The following is a 3,880-nucleotide window of genomic DNA, read 5'->3' as shown; positions in this document are numbered from 1 at the left end:
GGCCGAGACGGCGGCGTCCGCGCTGCCCCCGGCAAAGGCCCTATGGGGCATGCCGCGCGACATGATCCTGATCAACCTCCGCCGCGACGGCGCGTACGGCCTCGGATTGAAGACCCGGGACGGCGTGCTCGACGTCACCGCCGCCGGCAAGGCGGTGGGCCTGCCGGTGCCGGCCGACATGGACGACCTCCTGCAGAACGGGAAGGGTCCGATGCTGCGCGCGGTGATCGACGCGGTCGAGGCAGCCCCCGACCCGCGCCTGACGATCGCCGAGGATCAGGTCGCCTATGCGCCGCTGGTCACCCGACCGGAAAAGATCATCATGATGGGGTTCAACTACCGCAAGCACGCCGAGGAGACGGGAACGCCGCCACCGAAGGACCCACCGCTGTTCAACAAATACAACAACACGCTCAATCACCACGGCGGGAGATCAAGCTGCCGACGCACGCCGCCCGCGAGTTCGACTACGAGACCGAGCTGGTGATCGTCTTCGGCCGCGAATGCCGCGACGTCTCGGAGGCCGACGCCCTCGACTACGTTGCAGGCTACGCCACCGGCAACGACTTCAGCGCCCGCGACCTGCAGACGCTCACGTCGCAATTCATGATCGGCAAGACATCGGACGGGTTCGCGCCGCTCGGCCCCTACCTCGTGACCGCCGACCGCGTGCCCGACCCGAACAACCTGCGGCTTGTCACCAAGGTCAACGGCGCGGTGCGGCAGGACTGGACCACGGCGGACATGATCTTCAACTGCCGCCAGCTGATCAGCTTCGCCTCGAAGGTCATGACCATCAAGCCGGGCGACATTTTCTACACCGGCACGCCGCAGGGGGTGATCTTCGGCGAGAAGATCCCGCGGGCGGAACGGCAATGGCTGAAGCCGGGCGACGCCGTCGTATCCAGCCTCGAGGGACTGGGCGAGCTGCACTTCACGCTCGTTTGAGAGCTGGGCAGCAGCCCGCCGCCGCCCATCTTACGATCCCCGAACGTCCTGATCCCGAGGCGCCCGCCTCGGCGGGCCTCGAAGGAGCATCTCAGCGACCGCGCGGCCGGTTGGAGACCTCCTTCAAGGCGTCCGCTTCGCGGAAGCGCCTCAGTTCGAGGTGGTGGATCGGATGGAGGGCGCGACGGATGAGCCAGCGCGCCCCCGTCTCAGATCAGCCGCCGAACAACCCGCGCAGGCGGCTGAGGAGGCCGCCCCCGGCATTCGTCGTCGGCTTTTCGGCCGTTACCGCCACGCGTGCCGGCGCCTGCACCAGCCCCAGAGCCGCCGTATCCGTGCTCTCGCGGTCGATCAGGATCAGGCCACCGGTGTCGCGGGTCTCGGCGTAGGCGTCGAAGGGCACCGCGCGGTCGAGCTTGAGCGTGACGTCGGCGATGTCGTTGGCGACGAGCTTGTCGGCCGGGCCGGGCTGCCCCGTCTCCGGGTCGACGCGGTTGCGGATGCGCTCGACCACGGCGTTGGCCGTGACGGTGCCGACCTTGGCGAGCAGCGTAGCGCCGGGCGCGAGCTCGGTCTCGGCGGCCCAGAACAGGCGCACGTCGAGGGTGTCGGAGACCTGCATCGGGTGGGCGGCGGTGGCGATGACGCTGCCGCGCGAGGCGTCGACCTCGTCGGCAAGCACCAGGGTGACCGACTGGCCCTCCTGGGCGCTGGCGAGGTCGCCGTCCGGGCCGACGATGCGCGCGACCGTGCTGGTGCGGGCGGAAGGCGCGATCGCCACCGCATCGCCCGGCCGAACGGTGCCGGCGGCGATCAGGCCGGAGAAGCCGCGGAATTCGGAATTGGGCCGGTTGACCCACTGCACCGCCATGCGGAACGGGGCGGCCAGAGCCTCCTCGTGCACCGGCACGGTTTCGAGATACGCGAGCAACGGCCCGCCCTGGTACCAGGGCGTGGAGACCGCCGGCAGCACGACGTTGTCGCCGTTCTTGGCCGAGAGCGGGATCGCGCGGACCTCGGTGAAGGCGAAGTCCTTGGTGAAGGCGGTGAAGCCCGCGACCAGCTCGTCGAACCGGGCCTGCGACCAGCCGACGAGGTCCATCTTGTTAATCGCAAGCACGACGCGACGGATGCCGAGCATCGAGACCAGCAGGGCGTGGCGCCGGGTCTGACGGGTGAGGCCCTGGCGGGCGTCCACCAGGATGATGGCCACATCGGCGGTCGAGGCGCCGGTGGCCATGTTGCGGGTGTACTGCTCGTGGCCGGGGGTGTCGGCGACGATGAACGAGCGCCTGTCGGTGGAGAAGAACCGGTAGGCGACGTCGATGGTGATGCCCTGCTCACGCTCGGCCTGGAGGCCGTCGACGAGGAGAGCGAGGTCGACCTCCTGCCCTTGCGTGCCGTGCTTCTTCGAATCGCGCTGGAGCGCGGTGATCTGGTCGTCGAAGATCTGCTTGGTGTCGTGCAGCAGGCGGCCGATCAGGGTCGACTTGCCGTCGTCCACCGAGCCGCAGGCGATGAAGCGCAGGACTTCCTTGCTCTGATGCGCGGCGAGGAACGACTCGTAGCCGAACTCGGCGGTGTCGAACGCGTCCTTGGGGGGGTGGACCGTCATCAGAAGTAGCCTTCCTGCTTCTTGCGCTCCATGGCGCCGGCGCCGTCCTTGTCGATCACCCGGCCCTGCCGCTCCGAGGTGCGGGCGGCCAGCGTCTCGCCGATGATCGCGGGCAGCGTGTCGGCGCCGCTCTCGACGGCGCCCGTGAGCGGATAGTCGCCCAGCGTGCGGAAGCGGACGTTGCGCAGCATCGGGGCCTCGCCGGGCTCCAACGGCAGGCGGTCGTCGTCCACCATGATCAGCTGGCCGTCGCGCTCCACCACCGGCCGGGGCTTGGCGAAGTAGAGCGGCACGATCGGGATCCGCTCCTGCTCGATGTAGAGCCAGATATCGAGCTCGGTCCAGTTCGAGAGCGGGAAGATGCGCAGCGACTCGCCGCGCTTCTTGCGCAGGTTGTACAGGTGCCAGGGCTCGGCGCGCTGCCGCTTCGGGTCCCAGCGGTGCTGGGCGGTGCGGAGCGACACGATGCGCTCCTTGGCGCGCGAGGCCTCCTCGTCGCGCCGGGCGCCGCCGAAGGCCGCGTCGAACTTGTACTTGTCGAGGGCCTGACGCAGCGCCTGCGTCTTCATCACGTCGGTGTGGACTTCCGATCCGTGGCTGATCGGGCCGACGCCGCGGGCGAGCCCGTCCTGGTTGGTGTGGACGATCAGCTCGAGGCCGAGCTCCTTCGCGCGGGCGTCGCGGAAGGCGATCATCTCCCTGAACTTCCAGGTCGTGTCGATGTGCATCAGGGGGAACGGCAGGCGGCCGGGCGCGAACGCCTTCAGCGCCAGGTGCAGGAGCACCGACGAATCCTTGCCGATCGAGTAGAGCATCACCGGGTTCTCGGTCTCGGCGACCGTCTCCCGGAAGATGTGGATGCTCTCGGCCTCGAGCCGCTGCAGGTGCGTGAGACGGGAGCCGGCCGGAGCCTGGATCGCGGGTGCGGCGCTCATCGGGCCATCTCCGGTCTATGGGATTTCGTGGTTTCGAACGCGGCCGCTTCCTCGCCGGGCGCGACGTCGGCCTCGGGCGCATGGATGTGCAAGCCGCATTCCTTCTTGGATTCCTGCTCCCACCACCAGCGACCGGCGCGCTCGGATTCGCCGACGCGGACGGCGCGGGTGCAGGGGGCGCAGCCGATCGAGGGGAAGCCGCGGTCGTGCAGGACGTTGTAGGGCACGTAGTTGTCGCGCACGAAGCGATCGACGTCCTCGCGCGTCCAGTCGGCCAGCGGGTTGAGCTTGATCAGGTTGCGGGCCTCGTCGAACTCGGCGAGCGGCGTGTCGGCGCGGTTGGCGGACTGGCCGGCGCGCAGGCCGGTGAGCCAGCCGGCGG

4 protein-coding genes and 1 pseudogene are annotated in these 3,880 nt (G+C 69.3%); 2 read left to right on the top strand and 3 right to left on the bottom strand.

The window, feature by feature from the left end:
• Together FV222_RS31345 and FV222_RS31340 are read left to right on the top strand one after the other, a co-directional pair.
• Positions 1-487: pseudogene (locus FV222_RS31345) on the top strand (hypothetical protein); the annotation flags it as partial.
• On the top strand, positions 400-948 hold the full coding sequence (locus FV222_RS31340) for a fumarylacetoacetate hydrolase family protein (RefSeq protein ID WP_246685551.1): 549 nt from the start codon (positions 400-402) through the stop codon (positions 946-948). The pseudogene FV222_RS31345 and the gene FV222_RS31340, both read left to right, overlap by 88 nt.
• A 214-nt stretch (positions 949-1,162) precedes the next feature.
• On the opposite strand, the gene cysN is transcribed toward FV222_RS31340, so the two are convergent.
• The 3 genes from cysN to FV222_RS19585 form a co-directional block, all read right to left on the bottom strand.
• Positions 1,163-2,563, bottom strand: a complete 1,401-nt coding sequence (gene cysN / locus FV222_RS19595) for a sulfate adenylyltransferase subunit CysN (RefSeq protein WP_147752553.1) — start codon at positions 2,561-2,563, stop codon at positions 1,163-1,165.
• Positions 2,563-3,498, bottom strand: coding sequence for a sulfate adenylyltransferase subunit CysD (gene cysD / locus FV222_RS19590; protein ID WP_147752552.1), 936 nt, complete (start codon positions 3,496-3,498; stop codon positions 2,563-2,565). The genes cysN and cysD overlap by 1 nt, the downstream gene beginning before the upstream one ends.
• Positions 3,495-3,880: phosphoadenosine phosphosulfate reductase family protein (locus FV222_RS19585; protein ID WP_147815436.1), on the bottom strand; the 386-nt coding region annotated here is incomplete at its 5' end. The genes cysD and FV222_RS19585, both read right to left, overlap by 4 nt.

The organism is Methylobacterium sp. WL103, from assembly GCF_008039885.1.
Lineage (GTDB): Bacteria > Pseudomonadota > Alphaproteobacteria > Rhizobiales > Beijerinckiaceae > Methylobacterium > Methylobacterium cerastii.
The sequence above is the reverse complement of the archived record's forward strand: the minus strand, read 5'-3'. Positions and strand labels throughout refer to the sequence as shown.